Raw genomic sequence first — 21,191 nt, 5'->3', positions numbered from 1 at the left:
CTAGGTCGAAACAGTCCAAGGAGAACGGACGAGCGCTTCGATGGCTGTGTCAATACCGCCGTCCAGAACAGCGTTTATGCCAAGTTGTGACACGACAGTTTTTGTGTCGTGCAGGAACTCCCCGCTGCTGGTCCGGGTGAGTTCTTCGGTGAAGGTTGGCGTCAGTAGGGGCGCCAACTGCGTCAAATACCCGCCCAAAATAATCAATCTTGGATCGAATATGGCCGTTAGTGTGGATGCGGCCCGCGCGAGCCATCTTCCCTGACTGGCCAGCTCGCGTGCCGCAGGGCGGCTTCCGGCCTCCACTGCCGACAGGGCCTCGCTTACCCTGACTGCCGCCGACGATGAACGACGGACGCCGGCGTCTTCCAGGGCTTTTGAGAGCGGCCCCACGCCCACGTAGGTCTCCAAGCATCCGCTGCGACCGCAGTAGCATGGCGGGCCGTCATGGTTGACCGTCAGGTGGCCGAATTGCCCGCCCATGCCGGCGTCGCCGCGGAGAATTTCCGAGTTCTTTTGGAAGGAGCCGCCAACGCCCATTTCGCCGTAGAGCAAAAGAATGCCTTCCTCTGCGGGCACCCCATGCTGGCGACGTTCGGCATGGATGGCCAGGTCGGCTAGCTTGTCCAACGTGAATACGGCGGTTCCTTCGAATCGTTTTTCAAGTTCCCGCACGACGGGAACATCCACCCAATTCAAGCTGAGCGATTTCAGGACCACGCCGCCTGCGTTATCTACGAACGCCGGACAGCCGATACTTACGCGTACTATCCGCATGCCTTCGGTGGCTGCGGCGGCTGCACCCCGCTTGATCATGTCCGCCGCCAAGTCCAAAACGTACTCTGGTGTGTGTTCACTTGCGGACACGTCCTGCCGCTCGAGAAATACGGCCCTTCCCTGCAGGGAGGTGCACTTGAGTGACAGGTGGTCAACGTTCAGCTCCAACGCGCCCACGGCCAGGTGGCTGTCACTCATTTCGAGTACGCGGGCCGGCCGACCCGACCGGCCGGTTGAGGCCAGGCCGACCTCTTCAATGAGTCCCATTTGTTCAAGTTCGCTGACCAGGTTCAGGACCGTAACTCGATTCAGTCCGGATTCCGCTACCAGCTCTGCCCGGGTTACCCGCCCTCGATCGCGCACCGACCTCAATGTCGCTGACAGGTTATGTCGGCGGATGTCGACGAGGCTAGGTGGGGCCGCTCCCTCCCCGGCGGGCTGGGCGCCTGCTTGTCGGGCCTGTGCGTTCAGCTTGTGCATAGGTGCTCCTAACGAACCGGGAGGTATGGTTTTGTTATATGACGCAACTTAACTATAGTCTCCCACTAAAGGGCTGACTGCGATTTCACCGGAGGGTAAATGAAGGAAAAATCCCGCGGCTGTTGCTCACCCTCCCGCCAGGGCCCCAGCAGGCCGGTCACCAATCTGAGACTCGCCGACCGCGCTCCCCGTCGGGCAGAAGTATCAATCCCGGCAGGCACGTTCCGCATGGGTGACTCATTTGATGAAGGATACTCCGCCGATGGAGAGGCCCCCGTCCATGAAGTGAGCCTCGATGCTTTTCGCATCGATTCAACTGCTGTTACCAACCATCAATTCGCTGCGTTCGTGGACTCCACGGGTTACCGCACGGAAGCCGAGATTTTTGGATCCTCCGCCGTATTTCATCTCTTGGCGGAGGCGGATCGAAAGGATATTCTCGGCGTCGCCGCAGGAACACCTTGGTGGCTGAACGTCCGGGGTGCCGACTGGGCACACCCTGGTGGCCCGTCGTCACACTGGTCACACATGGGCGATCACCCCGTCGTTCATGTCTCCCACAATGACGCGTTGGCCTACTGCGCTTGGGCTGACCGCAGACTCCCCACCGAGGCGGAGTGGGAATACGCGGCGCGGGGCGGCCTGGACCAACGGCGTTTCCCTTGGGGCAACCAGCTCTTGGGTGCCGAGGGGATGCACATGTGCAACATCTGGCAAGGGACGTTTCCTACGAAGAACACCGGAGACGACGGCCACCTTGGTACCGCCCCGGTAATGTCATTCCCACCCAACGGATTCGGTCTTTACGAAGTCAGTGGCAATGTGTGGGAGTGGTGCTCTGACTGGTTCCTGCCCAAGTACTACCGCAACTCACCGAAGCACTCACCTCAGGGACCCACGATCGGCTCGGGAAGGGTAATGCGTGGCGGCTCCTACCTATGCCACGACTCATACTGCAACCGTTACCGCGTCGCTGCCCGCAGCTCCAATACACCTGAATCCTCCAGCGGGAACACTGGCTTTCGCACTGCCGCTCGGAAAACACAGGTGACCCAGTGACGGCCCGCACTGAACAGGGCAGCAAATGAAAGAGCCCCGCTGGCGCCGGCAAGGGGCGACGCCGGATTACCGCTTCTCACTTGCCAATGAGAGAACCTTTCTCGCTTGGATACGAACGGCGCTGGCCATCATGGCGGGAGCAGTAGCCTTGGACCAGCTCGCGCCCAATGTCGCACCGGCGCCGATACGCTCTGGTCTTTGCGTCATCCTTGCAGCAGCCGGAGCCTTGCTGGCCACCCAGGCGTACAACCGTTGGTCCGCCCAGGAACGCGCGATGCGCCACAACCGAGAATTGCCACACTCCTGGCTGATGATGGGAATGACCATCATCGTCGCCGGATCAGCCGCTGTCTTCTCTGCCCTCATTCTCTTTGTTAACTGAACCAGCGCCACCTGCATGTTAACTGAACCAGCGCCACCTGCAAGGGATCCGGGGCTGCAGCCCGAACGCACGCTCCTTGCCTGGCGCCGGACTGTCCTGACGCTGGTCGTCACCGACTTCCTCATTGGTCGCGCATGGCTCACGGCTTCGTCAGCGGCAGCATCAAACACGGATGCACTGGGAGTAGCCGCGTGTGCTGCATCCCTGGCTACGCTGGTCCTGACGTTGTGCATCCTGGCAAGAGCGCGTCAGCTGATGAAGTCCCCGGCTCCTGCCCCGGCAGTCCTTCCGAAAGCGGCAGCTGGGGTCGTGATCGTCCTGGCAGCCGCGGTCTTTGCCTCAACGGGAGGTCCCTAGGAAGCGCGTCATAAACCTAACCTGGACTCCTTCAGCCTGACCACCGTGCGCCAGCCAAGCCGGGAGGTGGCCCGCATTGGCGCCAGGATGCTGGTCGAACGGATTCACACACCTGGGCAGCCCACCAAGCGGGTGGCCTTCCCGTGCGAACTCATCGTCCGGGGAAGCGCCAGGGAATCGTAGCCAAGGACTATCCTTCCCAGATCAGAGCCTGGGCTCGATCGACATCAACCATCACACGCCACAACTGGCTGCCTTCGGAACGTATGAATAGTCTCCGCCCGGCACCGGCCAGCAATTGGACCCAGAGAATTTCTCCGTCGTCAGTCACCGCATCCACGTGACCGGTCAGTTCGGTCCTTTTTTCTTGGCGGATGTGTACCTTTTCGCCCACTGCCAGTTGCGCCCAGTCCCTTACGTACTCGGCATCGTTTGGCGGCACTGGCGTCGGACTGTGACGCTCTGCCTTGGGCTGTTCGTGCCGTAAGAGCGGGCGGCCGCGGGCCATGATATTCCTCCGGTTAATCTGGGTCTTCAGGAAACGCAGGTTTCGGCTTTCGGTACCGCAGGACCATCACTTTCGGAGTTGAAAATGATGACTTGCCGAACAGCTTTTCCCTCAGCCAATTGGTCCATGGCCAGATTGATGTCCGCCAAGCGGATTCGGGTGGTGATGAGTTCCTCGACGGGGAGCCTGCCCTCCCGCCATAGTTGGGCGTACTGCGGGATATCGCGTGACGGTACGGCTGACCCAAGGTAGCTGCCCACGATTGTCCGGGCTTCGGCCGTGATGGTCATGGGCGGGATCTGGGCGCGGGCATCGGGCGACGGCAGCCCGGCGGTGATTGTCGTCCCACCTACCGCGGTTGCGGCAAACGCGGTTTCGAAGGCCTTGGGGTTTCCTGCGCATTCGATGACGTACTTGGCCTTTATGCCCTGCTCAAGTACCTGCTGCGGGGTGTAGGTTTCGTTGGCGCCGAGGCGCCGGGCATGTTCGAGCTTCTCCTCGAGCGTGTCGACGGCGACGATCCGTGAAACGTTCTGGGAAACAGCGGTAATCAGTGCGGCCATTCCCACCCCGCCGAGCCCGACGATCATGATGCTGTCTTCCGGTTTGGGGCGGGCGGCGTTCAAAACCGCGCCGCCGCCGGTGAGCACGGCGCATCCGAGCACTGCTGCGATATCCGCAGGAACGTCGTCATCAACGGGTACCACAGAGGCCCTGTCGACAACTGCGTGAGTGGCAAAGCCTGAAACGCCGAGGTGGTGGAAGACCCGTTCTCCTTCGCGGCTCAGATGGGCGGATCCATGCAGCAGGACACCCTCGCCATTCGTTTTGGAGCCCGTAGTGCAGGGCAGGCGGCCGTCCTCTGCACAGTTGTCACAGTCCTCGCATCGAGGGAGGAACGACATGACCACCCGTTGGCCGGTTTGAAGGTCCGTGACCCCTGTTCCCATCCCGACCACGCGTCCGGCGGCTTCGTGTCCGAGCAGCATCGGCGTGGGACGTACCCGGTTGCCGTCGACAACGCTCAAATCCGAGTGGCAGATGCCTGCGGCTTCCAACTGGACCAGGATTTCCGTGGGGCCGGGCTCGCCCAGATCCAGCTCGGAGATGGTGATGGGCCGGGATTCAGCGAACGGCCGTGGAAGGCCTGTTCCTTCAAGAACTGCGCCGATGATCTTCATTTGTCCGCTTCTTTTCCTTTGGATGGGATGGGGCGCGTTGCTTCCGGCCGGGCAGATTGCGATGGGTTGTAGGTCGCTTCGGCCACCTTGCCCGCAAGGGGGTCTCCCGCCCGCAGCGGGGCGTTCTCGAAGATTCCCTCATGGGCGAGGACCGGCCTCCGGTCCCCGGCAAGCTCCGGGTACTTTTCTTCAAGCTTTTCCCGTTTGGACATCAGCCGATGCCAACCGCGCACCATTTCCGGGTCTCCTCGCCGGATCCCATGCCATGTGTTAGGCATTTGGTCCCGCGACGGGCCTGCGTTCGCGGTCCCTGAGAGCCTGATGGCTGCAGGAATCTTTCCCGTCGGGGCACCGCATTCATGGCAGGGCGGGGTGTCGTCGAACATGGATTTCAGGGCTGCTTCAAAGCGGTGGCCCTCCGCGCATTTAACGTCGTAAAGGATCATGATGTCTCTCTAGGAGTAGTAGCCGTCTGGTGCGAACCGCAGCGTCTTGCGCTGCTCGGGGTCGTGGCCAAAGATGACCTCCGCGTTGGTGCGTTGGGCTATGCCCCGCAGCTTGTCCACGGATTCGAGCCACTTCACGTTGTCCCAGACAATGGCTGCGCCGACGGCCGGAGGACCCCAGCTGGCTCCGAGGTAGACGGCATCAGATGTGAAAATCTTTGTTCCGTCATTGGGGAGGTCCACCTGCAAGGACATTGTTCCCCAGGTGTGACCCGGGGTTGCGATAACGTTCACTCCCGGAAGGATCTCAGCATCACCGGACACCGCTTCGAGGTTGAGGCCGTCGAAGTCCGAAACCAGATGTGCCCCTTGGAACGCGCCGGAGATGCCCTGTACGCCCTGGATTTCATCGCTGCTCGCGATAATGCGGGTCTTGCCGTTGTCGAACATTTTGGCGTTGGCCGCGTGGTCGAAATGAAGGTGCGAGAGGACGAGGATATCGATGTCGCTCGGCTCGAGCTCCAGCTCGGCGAGTGCTGAATCAAGGTATCCCGGACCCGACGGATCTTCTTTGACGGGGAAAAAGTCTTGGAACCCGGTGGGCTCCCACCGCGTCTCCCAGTCGCGGGGAACTCCGGTGTCCCAAAGTACCCTGCCCTCGGGATGCTCGATCAACACCGCGTGCGTGGGGCAGTCACCCCACGCCGGAGGCGCGTCCTTATGATTGCGGTCCATGATGGTGGTCCCGCCCTTGAGGAGCAGCCACGTGTGGTCGCATTCCATGACCCCGCTGGAGAGCACATGCAGTTTCATATCGTCGCCCATGACGATCCTTTCTTTTGGAAGCTCTACATCGAGGTTATGCACTGCATCACAGCCCGCATATGTCACTCACGGCCACTGTCTGCTGCCTAGGAAGTGCACTTTGAACTGTTTCGCTACACTTTGGACGGAAGAATCAAAGGGGCAGGTATGGAAACCACCGGATTGTGGCTGGAACGCATCGAAGCCGGCATCGCCGACGATGACCTGTCCAAAGCCTTGGACGAGGCCTTGGCGCGCCATGAAATCACGGCACGGGCTGCCCAGGCCGCCCGCAACATCAACGCCCTCCTGCGTGGACAGCGGCAGCGCGAAGACTTGCTCAGGGCGCTGCATGACACGGCTACGGACCTGACGGGGATCAGGGATGTCGAGGCGGTGTTGCTGGCAATCGTCAAACGCACCCGTGTCCTCGCCGGAAGCGACATGTCATACATCAGCCTCAACGACTACGACCAGAACGAAACCTACATCCGGAAGTCCGACGGCGTCGCCACCGAGGATTACCGGACAATCCGGATGCCGATCGGAACCGGCGTTCTGGGTAAGGCTGCTGCCGGGCTTGCTCCCTACCAAACCACCGACTACCTCACCGATGACGGCCTCTCCCGTCTGCCCCACATCGATGCCATTGTGGCCAAGGAGGGAGTACGGGCAATACTTGGGGTTCCGCTTCAGATCTACGGCAGAGTCATCGGTGCGCTGCTGATCGCCGACCGGCGCCCCCGGACGTACCCGCCCGAACTTGTTGACCTGGTGGACACAGGCGCAAAGCATGCCGCAGTTGCCATCGACAACGCCCGGCGCTTTGCGGACGCTGCGTCCGCTCTCCAGCGCCTGGGCAATGAGAACCGCACCAGGCTCGAGGAGATGGGTGTCCTTCAAAGCCTCATCGACCTGGACGAAAGGTTCATTGAGGTCGTAGTCCAGGGAAACGGTCTGGAAGGCTTCGCTGCCCTCTCCCGGCAGATACTCGGAACGGACGTCCTGATATTGGACGCAGCAAACGGAGTCCTCGAGGAAGAGCATGGAACCTCACTACAGCAGGGAGGAGTCCCCTTCAGCGCCACCCTTATGGGGGACGATGGACGACGCGCCCTCGCTTCAGGTGTGGTTCAAGCACTGGCCTCCGGGCGCCCGTACGCCTTCACAGTTGCTCAATCAGAGCTCGTCCTCATCACAGCCAAAGCCGGGTCGACGCATCTGGCCACCCTGGTAGCCAGGGGCCCGTTCACCGACAGCCAACGCACGATCGCCGAGCGATTGGCCGTTTTCCTGACGGTTCTGCGTCTTTTTGACCAGGCAATGCACGACTCTGCCCAACGAGTTCAATTCGAAGTCCTCGATGACCTCATCTCCGACCGTGATGTTCCGCTGGAACTCATCCAGCAAAGAGCGGCGCGCTTTGGCGTCCCCGCAGCCGGGGGAATGACCGTGGCGGTTTTCGATTCCGGCGGAGCGGACTACGCACGGGTGGAGAAGATCATCCGTGAGGGGCTGGGACCAGTGAAAGCCCTGATTGCACGCCGCGGCTCCCGTACTTACCTTCTGGCATCGGGAAGCCGCAACATCACGCAGTCGGTGATGACAAGATTGAAGGAATCCAACGTCCCCGCAACTGCAGGACACGCCAGCACGGCCAACGGACTCGCGGGCATTAAGAAAGCCCACCGGCAGGCTGAGCTAGCCCTTTCCAGCCTCTTGGTGCTCGGCCGCAAGGGCGAACTCCTCGATGGAAACCATCTTGGGAACCTGGGCCTGCTGCTCAACGCGCTCCACTCAAACGAGGACCAAGAAGACTTTTACTCCCAGATCGAACCGCTCATCAAGCACGACACCCTGCACAACACCGAGCTGACCCGGACGGCCTGGACTTTCCTGGAAACAAACCACAGCATTGCCCGCACAGCAGAAGGCCTCTTCATCCATCGCAACACCGTCAAACAACGCCTTGAACGCATCGCCCTGTTGATGGGTGGAGACTGGCTCGACTCCACCCGTCAACTGGACATCCATCTCTGCCTGCGGATCTGGCACCTCCAGACCGCAGGCAGTGCAGGGCGCTGAGCGTCCAGCACCGGCGGGATTAGGGGAAGATGTCCCCGAGTTCCGGCTTCTGCTTCACCATGCCGTACTTATGTACGACGTCGGCCAGCTTGCCTTCCGCTTCCATGTCAAAGTCCACGGTGAAGGTGGGAAGGTCCATCGATTCCAGCTGCTCAACGGTGTTCTTGGTGTACGTGGTGACGATTTGGCGGACCTCATCCGGGTGTTCCTGCGCGTATGCCACTGACTTGGCCAGGGCCTTATTGAACGACTCCACTACTTTTGGTCGGTTCTTGACGGTGTCGTTCGTGGCGAAGTAGCCGGCCAACGTGAAGTTCGGAGAGAACTCGGAGAAGTTATATGAAACTACCCGGCTGCCCTCCGCGACGGCCTTCTGCAGGAACGGTGCCAGGATCCAGCCGGCGTCGACCTGCTTCTTTTCAACAGCGGCCTGGACCTCGGAAGGCGCAATCTCGACAAATTTCATGGTGCTTGAGTCGCCCCCGTCAGCGTCAACCAGGGCCCTGATGGTGGTATCCACCGAACCCGAGATGCCAAGCACGGCGACGGTCTTGCCGGCAAGGTCCGCAGGTTTCTTGATGGGGGAGTCGTTGGGAACGATCACTGCCTGGGACTTGGGCGCTCCGGCCGTGGTGGCCTCGTTGCTCACGAATTTCACGTCGATGCCCTTGTCGCGGGCCAGAAGGACAGAGACCGTGTTTCCCATGCCGAAGTCGTAGCTTCCGGAGACGACTGCGGGGAGGATGGCGCCGCCCCCGGATCCTGTCTTGATGTCCAGGTCAAGGCCTTCTTCTTCAAAAAAGCCCTTGGACTTTCCGAGCCAAATGGGTGCTGAGTCCACAATGGGAATGACTCCGGCGGTGACTTTTGTCGGTGCGTTGGCGGAAGGTTCTTCCGGACCTCCGCAAGCGCTCAACAACAACGCGGAGAGGGCAGCGAGTGCGAGGAAACGTTTATTCAAGGGTTTGCTCCTAAGATGCGGGTTCGAAAAATTTGGGGCACTGCAAAGGAAATCGTTGACGCTAGGCGAGGAACCCGTTCACACGCCCCCGCCCGCGGGGCGGTGGCCCTTCTTGGCGAGCTGGATCTGCTCGTAGACGTGATGCCGGAGCTCCGTGAAGCGGGGCAGTGTGCGGGTATTTAGCTGGTCGCGCTCCGCGGGCAGGTCTATGACAAGGTCTTCCTGGACGACGGTGGGGGAACTTGAGAGGATGATGACGCGTTCGCCCAGGTAGACAGATTCATCGATGTCGTGGGTGACGAAGAGTACGGTCACACCCAGCTTCTTCCAGACCGTCCGGATAAGGTCCTCCAAATCAGCGCGGGTCTGTGCGTCCACCGCTGCGAAGGGCTCGTCCATGAGCAGGACCTCCGGCTGGTAGGCGATGGCCCGGGCAATCGCAACGCGCTGTTGCATGCCGCCGGACAGCTGCCAAGGGTAGGAAAGCGGCACGTGCGACAATCCCACGGCTTCGAGGGCCTCTTCAACGAGCCGGTCACGCTCAGCCTTGGGCACGCCTTGGTTTTTCAAAGGAAGCTCGACGTTTTCACGGATCCGCATCCACGGAAAGAGGGACCGCCCATATTCCTGGAACACGACGGCCATCTTCTTCGGAGGCCCGACGACAGGCTCGCCATTCAAGCGGACTTCGCCGGCGGTCGGGGACATCAGCCCTGAGATGCACTTGAGCAAGGTGGTCTTCCCTGAACCGGAGGGACCCACCAGACATGCCAGTTCCCCTGGGCGGAGGTCGAAGTTCAGGCTCCGCACGGCTTCAATCTCACCGCCGTCGGTCTGGTAGACCTTCTTGAGCCCGCGAACGGAGAGCATTGCACGTTCGGTTGGAAGGGCATTCTTTTGCGAACCGGGTGTGGCATAGATGGATTCAGGCTGCATTTTCTACCTCTCGCAAGCCGTGGTACCAACGCAGCACTCGCCGCTCGGCCCACTGGAAGATGAATGACATGACGACGCCGATGAGGCCCAGGAGCACGATGCCGGACCACATCTCCGGAACTGCGAAGGACCGCTGGAACTGGACGATGGTGAAGCCGAGCCCCGAGGATGAGGCGAACATTTCGGAAATAACCATGAGGATTAATCCGAGAGAGAGGCATTGGCGGATGCCGGCCATGATCTGCGGCAACGCGGAAGGCAGGACGAGGTGCCGAACCCGCGCCGGGCCGGTGATCCCGTAGGTGCGTGCCGAGTCCGCCAACACCGAATCAATTGCCCGGACGCCTTCGATGGTGTTGAGCAACACCGGCCATATGCAGCCGGAGACGATCACGGTTACCTTCATGGAATCGTTGACCCCCAACAGGAGGATGAGCACCGGCACCAGAACTGGTGGCGGAATGGCGCGGAAGAATTCCAGGATCGGTTCAGTCAGTTCACGCAGCCAACGGACGGAGCCGATGAGCAGCCCACAAAGGACTCCGAGCAGGATTGCCATAGCAACTCCCGCCAGCAGCCGGCCGATGCTCGGCAGCACGTCCGAGAAGATTCGTTCTCCCACCCAGGTCTCTACAAACGTCGAAACGAGAGGGGCGGGCTTGGGGACGAAAAAGTTCGTTGAGGTGGAACTCGTTGCCCACCAGATCGCGACCAGGACCACAGGCAGGGCACTTGCATAGAGGAAACGCTTCAGGATGTTCATGCAATCGCCTCCGACCGGACCGATGAGTGCCAGGACAGGACCCGCCGTTCCACCTTCCGCATGGCAATATTGATGCCCACGCCAATGAGGCCGGTGGCTACAGCCAGGGCGTACATTTCCGGAACCGCGCCACCGGACTGGGCCAGGGCAATCTCGCGGCCCAATCCAGGGGAGCCGATGACGAGGCCGGCGGTCACGGCCAGGATCAAGGCGACGGCTGTGGCCAAGCGAAGGCCGGTCATCAGGTACGGCAGTGTGGTGGGGAAAACGAGATGCCGGATCCGGGCCAAGGAATTCAGTCCATAAGACCGGGCCGTTTGCATTGCGATGTTGTCCACATCAGCCACGCCATAGAGAACCTGAATGAAGATCTGCCAGAACGACGCGTAGATGATCAACATCAGCGACGACTCGATCTTTACGCCGAACAGCAACACCGCGAGCGGGATCAACGCAACCGAGGGAATCGGTCGGAGGAACTCCACTGTGGAATTGGTCAGGCGGCGAAGAACGGTTGAAGACCCGATGACGAATCCAAGGAGGACACCCAAAACAAGGGAAATGGCCAGGCCGATCGCCCACGCCTGCATCGTCTGTCCTGCCGCAATCCAGAACTTGTGGTGCACCAGATTGCCCATAAGCGCGCCCACGATGTCGCTGGCGGGTGGCATGAACCGAGAGTCCACAAGCCCTGAACGGGAACTCAGTTCGGATAGCAGCAGGAACCCCGCGATCCCGGCGAGACCCAGCACCTGCTTTCGGGCTTTCATGGCAAACCCCCTGGGTCCCGTGACGGCGGTCCCGCCGGCAATGGCGAGGGACTTGGTTGTGGATTCATTGGCTTCTTTCGTGGTGACAGCGGTTTGACTTGACCTTCCCTTTGGAAAGGTCTAACCAACGAATGGTATGATCAAAGTGAACGCGGTGCAATAGGTCACAGGCGTTTAGCTACTTGAGAGAGTGTGGTCCGGCGCGGCAGGTCGGGGAATCGAAGGTGATAACAATCGAGCAAGAGCTTTATGACTACAGTCCAATCGTCGATCGACCTCCTCTTGAGTGGCCCGGCGGCAAGCGGGTGGCATTTTATGTAGGCCTCAATATTGAGCATTTCGAATTGGGAAAGCGGTCGATATCAATTTCGCCCGGGTCCGCGGGCCTCCCCCTTGATCCGCTCAATCACGGTTGGCGGGATTACGGCATGAGGGTGGGGATTTGGCGAATTATCGAATCCCTTGACCGATACCGGCTACGCGCCAGCGCCCTGTTGAACTCGGACGTCTGCAGTCGTTATCCGCAGGTAATCGATGCAGGCAGGGAGCGGGGGTGGGCCTGGCTTGCCCACGGCCGTAACAATTCCACGCTGCAGGCGGGCATGTCGCCTGCAGAAGAGTTGGACTACCTCAGCGGAGTGATGGACACGATCGCCCTGCACACGGGCTCGCGACCCAAGGGGTGGTTGGGGCCCAATGCCACTGAAACACCCGATACTCCGAGGATCCTCAGCGAACTTGGAGTGAGCTATCTGCTGGACTGGCCTGCGGATGACCAGCCTTTTCACCTCAACGTGCCGGGGATGCTGAGCATCCCGTACTCCTTCGAAGTTAACGATGTGAGGATGCTGGGCGGCGCGGTCAGTGCGGGCGAGTTCTCGCGCATGGCAATTGACCAGTACGAACAGCTTAGTAAGGACTCGGATAAAGGTGGTCGGGTTATGGCATTGCCCCTGCATCCTTTTATAAGCGGCCAGCCGCACCGGACAAAGTACCTGGACTTGATTCTAAGTTTCATCACCAGCCAGCCCGATGTCTGGCTGACTACCAGCGACGAAATCGCCCGTCATTACCAGCTTGCTTGTCCGGCATCCCTGCCGCAGCGGGGCCACCACATCCACAAAACCAACTCCACACATTAGGGAAAGTAAATGCACTCTTGGAGAGACGTAATGTCCGACGAAGCCTACAAGGGGTTCGGCGCTTCGGCGGAACGTGCTGTTGAGGCGGGCCAGAGGCCGGCGCTCCTGATCATTGACGTTGTCACCGCCTTCCTCGGTGAACGCGGCCTGTCCCTGGAGGAATCAATTGCGGACCGCCCACTCAGTTGCGGCCCCGCAGGCTGGTCCGCGCTGACTCATATAAAGGAACTGATCGAGTGGGCACGCGAGAAGGATTTTCCAGTGATCTATACAGTGGGAGACTCGGGAATCCTGGGTGGCGCTCTGACGCGCCCCGTCGATGAGAGGCAATCCAGCCACTCGGAAATCGCGGAAATTCCTGACATGCTCGCACCTCTTCCCGGGGAGGCCGTCATTGCCAAACCCCGCGCCAGCGCGTTCTTCGGAACCCCGTTGGCCGCTTTGCTGGTCAAGCAGAAAGTGGACAGCCTCGTTGTCGCCGGATGCACCACATCCGGATGCGTGCGGGCTTCCGTAGTGGATGGGCACTCCCACGGTTGGCCGGTAGTGATCGCCGAGGATGCCGTCTTCGACCGCGCGAAGCTGAGCCACGACGTTAGCCTTTTCGAGATGAATGCCAAGTACGGGCAGGTAGCGAGCTCCAAGGACATTATGGAGGCCTACGCAGTCACTGCATGAGTCCATCCATTAGGCCATTGCTGTATGATTTCCTCTGTTGTCCTGCCGCAACCGGCGGAAGGCCCGCATTATTTCTTACGCATTCGATGAACCGTCCGACCGGCGGTCGACAGGGGGGCAATGGCTACCAGCACCGAGGATCTTTTCCTCCCTGTCAACGTTGACCGGGCCTCGCAGGTCATTGTTGACCAGATCAAGGTGCTCATCCGGGCCGGTAAGTTGCAGCCCGGGGACCGGCTCCCCAGCGAACGCGAACTGTGCCAGCGTTTTAACGTCAGCCGCGTAACTGTCCGCGAGGCATTACGGGTGCTGGAGACGAACGGGTTGTTGACTATCCGTGTCGGCTCCCACGGTGGCGCATTCCTCACCACGCCGTCAGCCGAGCGCTTGGGGGTTGGCCTGGCTGATCTGCTCTCGCTGGCGCCGGCCACGGCCCATGACGTGACCGAGGCGCGCTTCATCGTCGAGCTTGGCACCCTGCCTTTGGCGGTTGAGCGTGCCACCGAGGAAGATATTGCAGCTCTTTTTGCGATGGTCGGAGAAGCTGAAGCGGCGCTTAAGGCCGGCAAGTACAACGTTGAGCTTTCCGCTGCGTTCCATACCCGCATTGCGCAATGCACTCACAATCCGGCGGTCGAGATGCTGATGCAGAGCTTCAACGGCCCATTGCGGATGTCGCTCGAGGAGTCGCACACTACTGCGCCCATGGGTGAGCAAGGCATCGCGGAGCACCGCAAGCTGGCCGAGGCCATTCAGGCGCGCGATGTTGAGGGTGCCCGGAAGCTCATGACGGAGCACCTCAACCGGACGGCCGCCCGCGTCCTGCCAAACTCGTAGGCAACGCGGGTCAGCTCCCGGCCCCGCGTTGGTGTGCTGCAAAGGCCAGTCGGTCTCGGCTTCTCTTCGTGGGGGCACGCGGTACTCGACCGTCCGCAAGCAACTGCTTGCCCTCTGAATCGCGCCCTCAAACCGCGCCGGTCAGCTGCGACTTCGTACGCCGTAGTCCCACAAACTTTTTCCTTTAAAGCAGCGCCTCCCTCTCGCAATATCGGCGCGCCCGCGCTACGGTATAATGGTCTAACCAATGGAGGATCAACATGACCAACTCCGTCAGCGGAACCCTTATAGTCGGCGCCAGCCAAGCCGGCCTGCAGATTGCCTCGTCGTTGCGCGAATTCGGCGACACCGATCCCATCGTCCTGGTCGGCAACGAGGACGTTGCACCTTACCAGCGCCCGCCATTGTCCAAGGCCTACCTGACCGGCAAGGCCACGGCCGAGTCCCTCAGTTTCCGATCCCCCGATTGGTATGCGGGGAAGGGCATTGAGCTTCGCCTGTCCACCCACATCCAGCACCTCGAGCTGGACGGCCCCTCTTCGGGGAGCGGTGCGGCCATCACCAGCACCGGCGAGAAAATCCCGTTCGGCCGGCTCGCTCTTGCTGTGGGCGGCTCGCCGCGGCGTCTCGCTATTCCGGGCGCAGACCTCGACGGCGTCTGCGTCCTGCGCGATATGGCGCAGGCAGACGATCTCCGGCGCCGCCTTGACGCGGCATTCAACGTTGTGGTCATCGGAGGCGGCTTCATTGGCTTGGAAGCGGCTGCTGCCGCGAGGGCCGCAGGCAAGGACGTGACCGTCGTCGACGTCGCTGACCGGCTCTTGGGCCGTGCGGTGGCTCCGGAGGTCTCGGCGTTTTACCTGGCAGCGCACCGGCGGCGAGGCACCAAGGTGCTCCTGTCCGCAGCGATCGAGGCTATTGAGGGGAACGATCAGAACAGGGTCACCGGAGTCCGGCTTGGCGATGGCACGGTGCTGCCGGCCGACGTCGTACTGGTTGGCGTTGGGCTCGTGGCCAATACGGACCTGGCGGCAGGTCTTGGCCTTGAAATCGATCGTGGAATCGTTGTGGACGCACTGGCCCGCACCAGCAATCCGAACATCGTGGCCGCGGGTGACTGCACCACGCTCCCGCATCCCCTCACCGGTGAGGGCCGCTACCGGATCGAGTCGGTCCAGAACGCCGTAGCCCAGGCGCAGATCGCTGCCGCCACGCTCATGGGACGCAAGCGGGGGCCTGCGGCGGTTCCGTGGTTCTGGTCGGACCAGGCGGACCTGAAGCTGCAGATTGCCGGACTCTCCAACGGCTACGACCAAGTGGTAGTCCGTGGTGAACCGGGCGAGGAACAGTTCTCAGTCCTTTACTACGCCAGCGGCTGTTTGATTGCGATCGACTCCGTCAACGCGCCTCGCGACTACATGGTGGTCCGCAAGCTCCTGGGGGTGGGCGGAACCATTCCAGCCGGCTTGGCCGGGGATGTGAGCGTGCCGCTCAGGGATCTCGCCGCGGCTGCTGCAGTCTGATTCGCGGCGGTGCCCAAGAAAAGCAGCGTAAACAATAGGCCCCTCACCTCCGCGGAGGTGAGGGGCCTATTGTCTAAAAGCGGTAATTCAGGGGGTGACCGGAACGCGTGCGGCCAATCCCGGATAGACGCGGATGGCGTTCTCCTTAAGGATTTGGCGTTCAGCCTCCTGGGACAGGCCCGCGTTCTTCACATAGACCAAAGTGTCATCCCACTCCACCCCGGTCTGCGGATCTGCACCGCGCACCGCACCGAGCATCTCCGAAGCGAAGAGGATGTTTCCGGCCGGAACCACGCGGGTCAGCAGGTCGATGCCGGGCTGGTGGTACACGGCCGTGTCGAAGTAGACGTTGGTCAGCAACTCTGACGGGTCCTGCCAGCCGTTGCGCATGGAAAGGCCCCGGTACCGGCCCCAGTGATAGGGAATGGCGCCGCCACCGTGGGGGATGACGAAGCGCAGCCCCGGAAAACGGTGGAAAAGGTCTGATTGCAGCAGTTGCACGAAGACGCTGGTATCCGCGTTTAGGTAATGAGCGCCCAAGGTGTGGAAGTTCGGGTTGCAGGCAGTGGACACGTGGATCATGACCGGGATGTCGAGTTCCTGGATGACTTCATAAAGATCGAACCAGGACTCGTCGGTGATGGGCTTCCCGGCCCAGGTCCCGGACGGATCCGGATTGAGGTTCGCCCCCACGAAACCGAGTTCCGTCACGGTCCGGCGCAGCTCCGCGATAACGCCGGCGAAGTTGCCGTCAGGGGTCTGGGGCAACTGGGCCACGGGGGCGAAGTGCTCCGGGTACATTTCGCTCACGCGGTGCACGAGGTCGTTCGAGGCCCGCGCCCATGCATTGGCGGTAGTCGCATGAGGGACGTGGTGTTCCATGCCCGAGGCCCGCGGGGAGAGGACCATGAGGTCTCCGCCGCGCTCACGCAGGACCCGCAACTGGTTGGGCTCCACGCTGTCGCGAAGCTCGTCGTCGCTGATGGGAGCGAGGGTGGTCTTCTCCCCGTTGAGCTGGGCCTTGCGGAAGGCGAACAACTGCGCAGGTTCAGTGGTGTAGTGTCCGTGGACGTCGATGATCATTTCCGGGCCTCCTGTGTCCAGTCTTCGTAGGAGATGTAGCGGATGCCGGCTTTTTCAAGCAGCGGGCGCATGTTGTTGACGTCCAGGGCGATCTCCCCGGCTTGGTAGCGTGAACGTGCCCTCGCTTCCTTTTCCTCGCGGGCCTTGGAAGCCTCGAGGACCTGGGCGGCCATCAGACGCGGCACCACCACAACGCCGTCATCATCGGCAACCACCACATCACCCGGATTGACGATCCGGCCGGCGATCGAGATGGGTACGTTGACGTCGCCCAAGCTTCCCTTGCCGGTTCCTTCCGCCGAAACCGCCTTGGACCACACCGGGAAGCCGATCTCTTGAAGGTCGGCCACGTCGCGTACTCCTGCTTCGATGACCAGGCCGCGGACCCCGCGCGCTTTGAGCGAGGTGGCAAGGAGATCTCCGAAGTAGCCCATGTCGCACGGGGCGGTGGGTGCCACCACCAGCACATCACCGTCGCCGCACTGCTCGACGGCGACGCCGATGGTGGTGTTATCGCCCGGGGTGACCGTGACGGTGACGGCGTTGCCGGCAATCCGGGCTCCCGTCTGCACGGGGTTGATGTGCGAGCCCAGCAGTCCTTCGCGGCCCTGGGCCTCGTGGACGGTGGCTACGCCGTAGCCGGCTAAAGCGTCCACGACGGCGCGTTCGGCGCGTGGCGGGTTGGTGACAACGAGCCCGGCCATCAGCGCACCGCTCCGCCGGGCTGGCCCACCAGGTCGGGCATCATGGACACGTGAATGGCATCCTCATCGGTTTCACCGGCTAGGACGCGGATGGCATGGTCCACCTGGTCGATGCCGTAACGGTGGGTAGCCAGTTTCTCCAAGGGGAAGCGCCGTGAAGCGAGCTGGCTCACGGCGAGTTCGCAGGCGTTGAAGGAGTGGCCCCGGGCGGACTTGATGGTGATCGCCTTCTCGGTAATTTTCTTCACCGGGAACTCGGGGAAGGCGGCCAGTTCACCCTGGATGAGTAGGGTGCCTTCCCGGCGCTTGAGGACGTCAACGCCAAGCAGCACCGGTGCGGTGCCCGCGCGGGACGTGCAGTCCAGGACGTAGTCCAGGCCGCGTCCGTTGGTGAGGTCCATGATCTTCTCGCGGGGATCCTCGGTGAGGACGTCCACGACGGCGTCGGCGCCCAGCTCCTTGGCAAGCTCAAAGCGCGCCTTGTCCCGCGTGGTCCCGGAAACGATCACCTGCGCGGCGCCGGCTGTCTTGGCCGCGACGAGTTGCGCCAGGCCCTGCTGGCCCGGCCCTTGGATCAGCACGGTGTCGTTGTACCCGATTCCCGCCGTCAGCAGAGCCCACTCAATGCCGTTGGAGAGGGGCATGACCAAGCCGGCTTCCTCCGCTGTGATGGTGTCCGGGATCTTGTGAAGTACCGCGTTCCACGGCAGGTACATGTACTGTGAAAAACCGCCCCACAGCATGCCGGGGAAGTCGGCCGAGGTGTAACCGAAGCGGCGCGCATCCGGGTTGGTTCGCCAGTCGGTGGCCTCGCAGTGGCGGTACTCGCCAATGCGGCACCACTCGCAGCTGAAGCAGGCGACATAGTGTTCCACGAACACCCGGTCACCTTCTTCGAGTCCCTGGCGCTTCTTGAATTTTTCGCCGGCCTCCACAATGATGCCGACATTCTCGTGCCCCATGATCACAGGACCCTGGGTGGCCGCAGTCGATGGCGGATTGGAATACAGCTTCACATCAGTGCCGCAGATACCTGCAACCTCAATTTTCAACAGGGCCGACTCATCGTCGATCTTCGGCCGGTCAAACTCGCGCATTGCGGTGGTTCCCGGGGCAACCCGAACCGCCGCCAGCACCTTCTCAGACATCTTTGGCTCCCTTTGAGCACGGCTGCTAAGCCTTGGCAAAATGGTTAGACCAATCTACCATGCAGGTATCCATGCTTGCCATAGAAAGAGGAGCCCGCCGTGCCCGTTCAACTGTCAGCCCTCAGCAGGACCCAAGGGAACAACCGCCGCCTCAAGGACGGAACCGTTGTGCCTGAAGGATTCCCTCTGGAGTTTCAGGAAATGCCGGTCCTCGTTCAGGGATTTCGCCGGATGGTCCGCGAACTGGCCTATGACGTCAGCGAAATGGCGTTAACGACCTACCTGACGGCCAAGGAACACGGCGTGAAGTTCACCGCGCTCCCGATCTTCCTGGTGCGGGGATTCCATCACAACGCGATTGTGGTCCGACGCGACTCGGGCCTCACCCACCCCGGACAGCTTGCCGGCAAACGCGTCGGTGTGAACCGCGGGTACACGGTAACCACCGGCGTCTGGGCCCGCGCCATCATGGCCAACCAGTACGGCCTTGATCTGGACTCAGTGACGTGGGTCCTCTCCGGTGACGAACACGTCCAAAACTACGTGCCGCCGTCGAATGTTATTTCCGCGCCGTCCGGCAGGACGCTGGAACAGATGGTGCTCGACGGCGAACTCGACGCCGCGATCGGCGTCAAGCCCGGCTCCCCGGACTTGGTCACACTCATCCCCGACGCAGACCAAGCCGCAATCGCGGCCCTGCAGACAACAGGTCTCTATCCGATCAACCACCTGGTGGTCATTCGGGACGAGATCCTGGAAGCGCACCCGGATGCTGCCGTCGCCGTCTTCGAAGCCTTCGCCGAATCCAAGCGGCAGTACCTTGCGGACCTGAAGGCCGGGGCGCTGGCCGAACCCGACTCCGCCGATCGGCTCCACCTCCAAGTACTGGATGCAACCGGCTGGGACGATCCCCTCCCGTACGGCGTGGATCCCAACCGTGAAGTCCTGGAGGACCTCATGGAACAAGCAAGCCGGCAGCACATCCTGACCAGGAAAGTGAAACTGGACCAACTCTTCGCCGAGCCGGTCCGCGGCCTCACGGGCTAAACGTTCTCCATCCGCGGGTCCAACTGCGCACGGACAGCCACAGGGGCTGCCGTGCGCAGTTCGCGTTGGGTGGCTTCTTCCAGGGGCACGCCGGTGGACAGATGCATCAGCGCGCGCAAGGCATTTCCGTGGCTCACCACCACCACGGTCCGGCCCCTGCGCAGTTCGGGAGCGAGGATGTGCCGCCAGTACGGCGCCATGCGTACCGCCACATCCGCCAGGCTCTCAGCGGAGATAGCCGCCGCTTCGGGGTACGCAGCGTACCGGGGATCGGCCCGCTGGGCGGACAAGGCGGCGTCGTCCGTCTTGGGAGGACGGCCGTCGATGCCGCGGCGCCAGGACTGCACTTCGGCCTCGCCAAAACGCGCCCTCGCGTCAGCTTTGGCCAAGCCCTGCAGGGCGCCGTAATGACGTTCATTCAGCCGCCAATACGCGCTCGGTGAGAGCGGCCAGCGGGCTTCTTCGGCCAGCAGCCGGGCCGTTTCCACGGCCCGGCTGAGGACGGAGGTGTGTACTGCGTCGGGTGCGAGCCCGGCGAGCTCCGCCGCAGCCCGCCGGGCCTCCGCGCGTCCGCGCGCGGTGAGGGGAACATCGAGCCAGCCGGCGAATACATCCTCGGCATTCGCCGTGCTCTCACCATGGCGCAGCAGCACCAGGTTGGACATCAGTGTTGCTCGAGGAACGCCAGGATCCGGGCGGGGGCGGTACTCCGGGTTTGTTCGGCCACCGGAACATCCCAGTATTCGTGAACCGGCAGGCATTCCTCGAGGTAGCGCGCCGCCGACGGCGCATGCGAGCTGTCCTGTCCGGGAACAATCAGCCCCGGCACCTGGAGGGTCATCAGGTCCTCGGCCTCGACGCCCGGCACCGTGTCCCGGTCGAACAGGCCCCGCACGGAACCGGTGACCATCAGCTCGTACTGCTTCACGTCCATGGCCGCATAGGCTGCCGCGAACCCGTCGTTGCCGCGCAGCGGCGCCGCCCACGGACCCAGGCGCGGGTCCTTGCTGAAGCCCACCATGCTGGATCGGGCGAGTTCGACGACGGCACCCATCCCATGTTCCAGGGCGAAGGCAAGATGCTGGCCGAAGCGGCGGTGCTGGGCCATCCGGTACTGCGGCCCGCCAGCGGGGGAGAACAGGACCATGCTCCGCACGCGGTCCGGGTGCCGGATGGCCAAGGCCGCCGCAGTGGAGCACCCGACGCAACCACCCATCGTATGGACGGCCTCGTAGCCGAGGTGGTCGATCAGCCCGAGCGCCTGGGTCACGTAGCGATCCCACGTAAGGCGCTCCAGGCGCCCGCCGGACTGCCCGGATTCACGGCGGTCGAAGACGATGCACGTGTAGCTGCCCTTGAAGGCATCAACGAAACCGAGCTCCCGGTACCTGCCGAAGGTGAGCCAGTTTTCCAAGGTGGAGTCGAATCCGCCCGGGCTGAACATGAGCAACGGAGGGCCGTCGCCCACGGTTTCGTAACGCGTGGGGATTCCGTCAATTTCGACGACGGGCATAACAAGC

Annotated in this window: 23 protein-coding genes; 10 read left to right on the top strand and 13 right to left on the bottom strand. The window is 62.0% G+C overall.

Annotation, left to right across the window (positions count from 1 at the left end; translation table 11 throughout):
- Window positions 1-1,257 (bottom strand): ROK family transcriptional regulator, encoded by a 1,257-nt coding sequence (locus AUR_RS09795; protein ID WP_082694459.1) that lies wholly within the window; start codon window positions 1,255-1,257, stop codon window positions 1-3.
- A gap of 99 nt (window positions 1,258-1,356) precedes the next feature.
- Between AUR_RS09795 and AUR_RS09790 the strand changes: the two genes are divergently transcribed.
- From AUR_RS09790 to AUR_RS20840, 4 genes are read left to right on the top strand one after another with little or no spacing between them, the layout of a single operon-like run.
- Window positions 1,357-2,316, top strand: a complete 960-nt coding sequence (locus tag AUR_RS09790) for a formylglycine-generating enzyme family protein (protein ID WP_082694460.1) — start codon at window positions 1,357-1,359, stop codon at window positions 2,314-2,316.
- A gap of 25 nt (window positions 2,317-2,341) precedes the next feature.
- Window positions 2,342-2,698 carry a YidH family protein gene (locus tag AUR_RS09785; protein ID WP_062098726.1) on the top strand — a complete coding sequence of 119 codons (357 nt, stop codon included), beginning with the start codon at window positions 2,342-2,344 and terminating at the stop codon, window positions 2,696-2,698.
- Between the two features lie 15 nt (window positions 2,699-2,713).
- Window positions 2,714-3,055: a DUF202 domain-containing protein gene (locus tag AUR_RS09780; protein ID WP_062098724.1), complete on the top strand. Its 342-nt coding sequence runs from the start codon at window positions 2,714-2,716 to the stop codon at window positions 3,053-3,055.
- A gap of 45 nt (window positions 3,056-3,100) precedes the next feature.
- Window positions 3,101-3,238 (top strand): LacI family transcriptional regulator, encoded by a 138-nt coding sequence (locus AUR_RS20840; protein WP_164888673.1) that lies wholly within the window; start codon window positions 3,101-3,103, stop codon window positions 3,236-3,238.
- Between the two features lie 351 nt (window positions 3,239-3,589).
- On the opposite strand, the gene AUR_RS09770 is transcribed toward AUR_RS20840, so the two are convergent.
- Genes AUR_RS09770 through AUR_RS09760 form a run of 3 tightly spaced genes read right to left on the bottom strand, consistent with a single transcriptional unit; the run spans window position 3,590 to window position 6,015 of the window.
- On the bottom strand, window positions 3,590-4,744 hold the full coding sequence (locus tag AUR_RS09770; protein WP_062098719.1) for an alcohol dehydrogenase catalytic domain-containing protein: 1,155 nt from the start codon (window positions 4,742-4,744) through the stop codon (window positions 3,590-3,592).
- Window positions 4,741-5,190, bottom strand: a complete 450-nt coding sequence (locus tag AUR_RS09765) for an FmdB family zinc ribbon protein (RefSeq protein ID WP_179011362.1) — start codon at window positions 5,188-5,190, stop codon at window positions 4,741-4,743. Before AUR_RS09765 ends, AUR_RS09770 begins: the two co-directional genes overlap by 4 nt.
- 9 nt (window positions 5,191-5,199) lie before the next feature.
- Entirely contained in the window at window positions 5,200-6,015 is an 816-nt protein-coding gene (locus AUR_RS09760) for an N-acyl homoserine lactonase family protein (RefSeq protein ID WP_062098717.1), read from the bottom strand.
- 147 nt (window positions 6,016-6,162) lie between these two features.
- On the opposite strand from AUR_RS09760, the gene AUR_RS09755 reads away from it, so the two are divergent.
- Entirely contained in the window at window positions 6,163-8,079 is a 1,917-nt protein-coding gene (locus AUR_RS09755; RefSeq protein WP_062098715.1) for a helix-turn-helix domain-containing protein, read from the top strand.
- Window positions 8,080-8,098: 19 nt separating this feature from the next.
- Here AUR_RS09755 and AUR_RS09750 read toward each other — a convergent pair whose 3' ends face one another.
- The 4 genes from AUR_RS09750 to AUR_RS09735 all read right to left on the bottom strand — a co-directional run bounded on the left by AUR_RS09750 (window position 8,099) and on the right by AUR_RS09735 (window position 11,509).
- Window positions 8,099-9,040: an ABC transporter substrate-binding protein gene (locus AUR_RS09750; protein ID WP_062098713.1), complete on the bottom strand. Its 942-nt coding sequence runs from the start codon at window positions 9,038-9,040 to the stop codon at window positions 8,099-8,101.
- Window positions 9,041-9,118: 78 nt separating this feature from the next.
- On the bottom strand, window positions 9,119-9,976 hold the full coding sequence (locus AUR_RS09745) for an ABC transporter ATP-binding protein (protein WP_062098711.1): 858 nt from the start codon (window positions 9,974-9,976) through the stop codon (window positions 9,119-9,121).
- A complete protein-coding gene (locus tag AUR_RS09740; RefSeq protein WP_128397135.1) occupies window positions 9,966-10,739 on the bottom strand; it encodes an ABC transporter permease in 774 nt (257 codons plus the stop codon). Before AUR_RS09740 ends, AUR_RS09745 begins: the two co-directional genes overlap by 11 nt.
- Window positions 10,736-11,509, bottom strand: a complete 774-nt coding sequence (locus AUR_RS09735; protein WP_062098708.1) for an ABC transporter permease — start codon at window positions 11,507-11,509, stop codon at window positions 10,736-10,738. The genes AUR_RS09740 and AUR_RS09735 overlap by 4 nt, the downstream gene beginning before the upstream one ends.
- Window positions 11,510-11,733: 224 nt before the next feature.
- On the opposite strand from AUR_RS09735, the gene AUR_RS09730 reads away from it, so the two are divergent.
- The 4 genes from AUR_RS09730 to AUR_RS09715 all read left to right on the top strand — a co-directional run bounded on the left by AUR_RS09730 (window position 11,734) and on the right by AUR_RS09715 (window position 15,689).
- A complete protein-coding gene (locus AUR_RS09730; protein WP_206616236.1) occupies window positions 11,734-12,651 on the top strand; it encodes a polysaccharide deacetylase family protein in 918 nt (305 codons plus the stop codon).
- Window positions 12,652-12,681: 30 nt separating this feature from the next.
- Entirely contained in the window at window positions 12,682-13,329 is a 648-nt protein-coding gene (locus tag AUR_RS09725) for an isochorismatase family protein (RefSeq protein WP_062098706.1), read from the top strand.
- Between the two features lie 120 nt (window positions 13,330-13,449).
- Window positions 13,450-14,166: a FadR/GntR family transcriptional regulator gene (locus tag AUR_RS09720; protein WP_062098705.1), complete on the top strand. Its 717-nt coding sequence runs from the start codon at window positions 13,450-13,452 to the stop codon at window positions 14,164-14,166.
- A gap of 260 nt (window positions 14,167-14,426) precedes the next feature.
- Window positions 14,427-15,689, top strand: a complete 1,263-nt coding sequence (locus AUR_RS09715; protein WP_062098704.1) for an NAD(P)/FAD-dependent oxidoreductase — start codon at window positions 14,427-14,429, stop codon at window positions 15,687-15,689.
- 87 nt (window positions 15,690-15,776) lie between these two features.
- Here the strand turns inward: AUR_RS09715 and AUR_RS09710 are convergent, their stop codons facing one another.
- From AUR_RS09710 to AUR_RS09700, 3 genes are read right to left on the bottom strand one after another with little or no spacing between them, the layout of a single operon-like run.
- Window positions 15,777-16,772, bottom strand: a complete 996-nt coding sequence (locus tag AUR_RS09710; RefSeq protein WP_062098703.1) for an amidohydrolase family protein — start codon at window positions 16,770-16,772, stop codon at window positions 15,777-15,779.
- The gene (locus AUR_RS09705; protein WP_062098702.1) at window positions 16,769-17,476 is read right to left on the bottom strand and encodes a 4-carboxy-4-hydroxy-2-oxoadipate aldolase/oxaloacetate decarboxylase; all 708 of its coding nucleotides are present in this window, start codon (window positions 17,474-17,476) and stop codon (window positions 16,769-16,771) included. The genes AUR_RS09710 and AUR_RS09705 overlap by 4 nt, the downstream gene beginning before the upstream one ends.
- Window positions 17,476-18,624, bottom strand: a complete 1,149-nt coding sequence (locus tag AUR_RS09700; protein WP_062098698.1) for a zinc-dependent alcohol dehydrogenase — start codon at window positions 18,622-18,624, stop codon at window positions 17,476-17,478. Before AUR_RS09700 ends, AUR_RS09705 begins: the two co-directional genes overlap by 1 nt.
- 99 nt (window positions 18,625-18,723) lie before the next feature.
- Here AUR_RS09700 and AUR_RS09695 point away from each other — a divergent pair, with 99 nt between their 5' ends.
- A complete protein-coding gene (locus AUR_RS09695) occupies window positions 18,724-19,671 on the top strand; it encodes a substrate-binding domain-containing protein (RefSeq protein WP_062098695.1) in 948 nt (315 codons plus the stop codon).
- Here AUR_RS09695 and AUR_RS09690 read toward each other — a convergent pair.
- Entirely contained in the window at window positions 19,668-20,336 is a 669-nt protein-coding gene (locus tag AUR_RS09690; protein ID WP_062098689.1) for a 2,3-bisphosphoglycerate-dependent phosphoglycerate mutase, read from the bottom strand. The genes AUR_RS09695 and AUR_RS09690 overlap by 4 nt on opposite strands.
- A complete protein-coding gene (locus tag AUR_RS09685) occupies window positions 20,336-21,184 on the bottom strand; it encodes an alpha/beta fold hydrolase (protein ID WP_062098687.1) in 849 nt (282 codons plus the stop codon). Before AUR_RS09685 ends, AUR_RS09690 begins: the two co-directional genes overlap by 1 nt.
- Window positions 21,185-21,191 lie beyond the last annotated feature (7 nt).

This window comes from Paenarthrobacter ureafaciens, assembly GCF_004028095.1.
GTDB lineage: Bacteria > Actinomycetota > Actinomycetes > Actinomycetales > Micrococcaceae > Arthrobacter > Arthrobacter ureafaciens.
The sequence above is the reverse complement of the archived record's forward strand: the minus strand, read 5'-3'. Positions and strand labels throughout refer to the sequence as shown.

Coding starts and splice junctions, on each gene's coding strand:
- AUR_RS09685 (WP_062098687.1), bottom strand. CDS start 21,184: ATGCCCGTCGTCGAAATTGACGGAATCCCCACGCGTTACGAAACCGTG.
- AUR_RS09690 (WP_062098689.1), bottom strand. CDS start 20,336: ATGTCCAACCTGGTGCTGCTGCGCCATGGTGAGAGCACGGCGAATGCC.
- AUR_RS09710 (WP_062098703.1), bottom strand. CDS start 16,772: ATGATCATCGACGTCCACGGACACTACACCACTGAACCTGCGCAGTTG.
- AUR_RS09720 (WP_062098705.1), top strand. CDS start 13,450: ATGGCTACCAGCACCGAGGATCTTTTCCTCCCTGTCAACGTTGACCGG.
- AUR_RS09740 (WP_128397135.1), bottom strand. CDS start 10,739: ATGAACATCCTGAAGCGTTTCCTCTATGCAAGTGCCCTGCCTGTGGTC.
- AUR_RS09735 (WP_062098708.1), bottom strand. CDS start 11,509: ATGAAAGCCCGAAAGCAGGTGCTGGGTCTCGCCGGGATCGCGGGGTTC.
- AUR_RS09715 (WP_062098704.1), top strand. CDS start 14,427: ATGACCAACTCCGTCAGCGGAACCCTTATAGTCGGCGCCAGCCAAGCC.
- AUR_RS09780 (WP_062098724.1), top strand. CDS start 2,714: ATGTTAACTGAACCAGCGCCACCTGCAAGGGATCCGGGGCTGCAGCCC.
- AUR_RS09745 (WP_062098711.1), bottom strand. CDS start 9,976: ATGCAGCCTGAATCCATCTATGCCACACCCGGTTCGCAAAAGAATGCC.
- AUR_RS09755 (WP_062098715.1), top strand. CDS start 6,163: ATGGAAACCACCGGATTGTGGCTGGAACGCATCGAAGCCGGCATCGCC.
- AUR_RS09725 (WP_062098706.1), top strand. CDS start 12,682: ATGTCCGACGAAGCCTACAAGGGGTTCGGCGCTTCGGCGGAACGTGCT.
- AUR_RS09700 (WP_062098698.1), bottom strand. CDS start 18,624: ATGTCTGAGAAGGTGCTGGCGGCGGTTCGGGTTGCCCCGGGAACCACC.
- AUR_RS09790 (WP_082694460.1), top strand. CDS start 1,357: ATGAAGGAAAAATCCCGCGGCTGTTGCTCACCCTCCCGCCAGGGCCCC.
- AUR_RS09760 (WP_062098717.1), bottom strand. CDS start 6,015: ATGGGCGACGATATGAAACTGCATGTGCTCTCCAGCGGGGTCATGGAA.
- AUR_RS09770 (WP_062098719.1), bottom strand. CDS start 4,744: ATGAAGATCATCGGCGCAGTTCTTGAAGGAACAGGCCTTCCACGGCCG.
- AUR_RS09785 (WP_062098726.1), top strand. CDS start 2,342: ATGAAAGAGCCCCGCTGGCGCCGGCAAGGGGCGACGCCGGATTACCGC.
- AUR_RS09765 (WP_179011362.1), bottom strand. CDS start 5,190: ATGATCCTTTACGACGTTAAATGCGCGGAGGGCCACCGCTTTGAAGCA.
- AUR_RS09705 (WP_062098702.1), bottom strand. CDS start 17,476: ATGGCCGGGCTCGTTGTCACCAACCCGCCACGCGCCGAACGCGCCGTC.
- AUR_RS09795 (WP_082694459.1), bottom strand. CDS start 1,257: ATGCACAAGCTGAACGCACAGGCCCGACAAGCAGGCGCCCAGCCCGCC.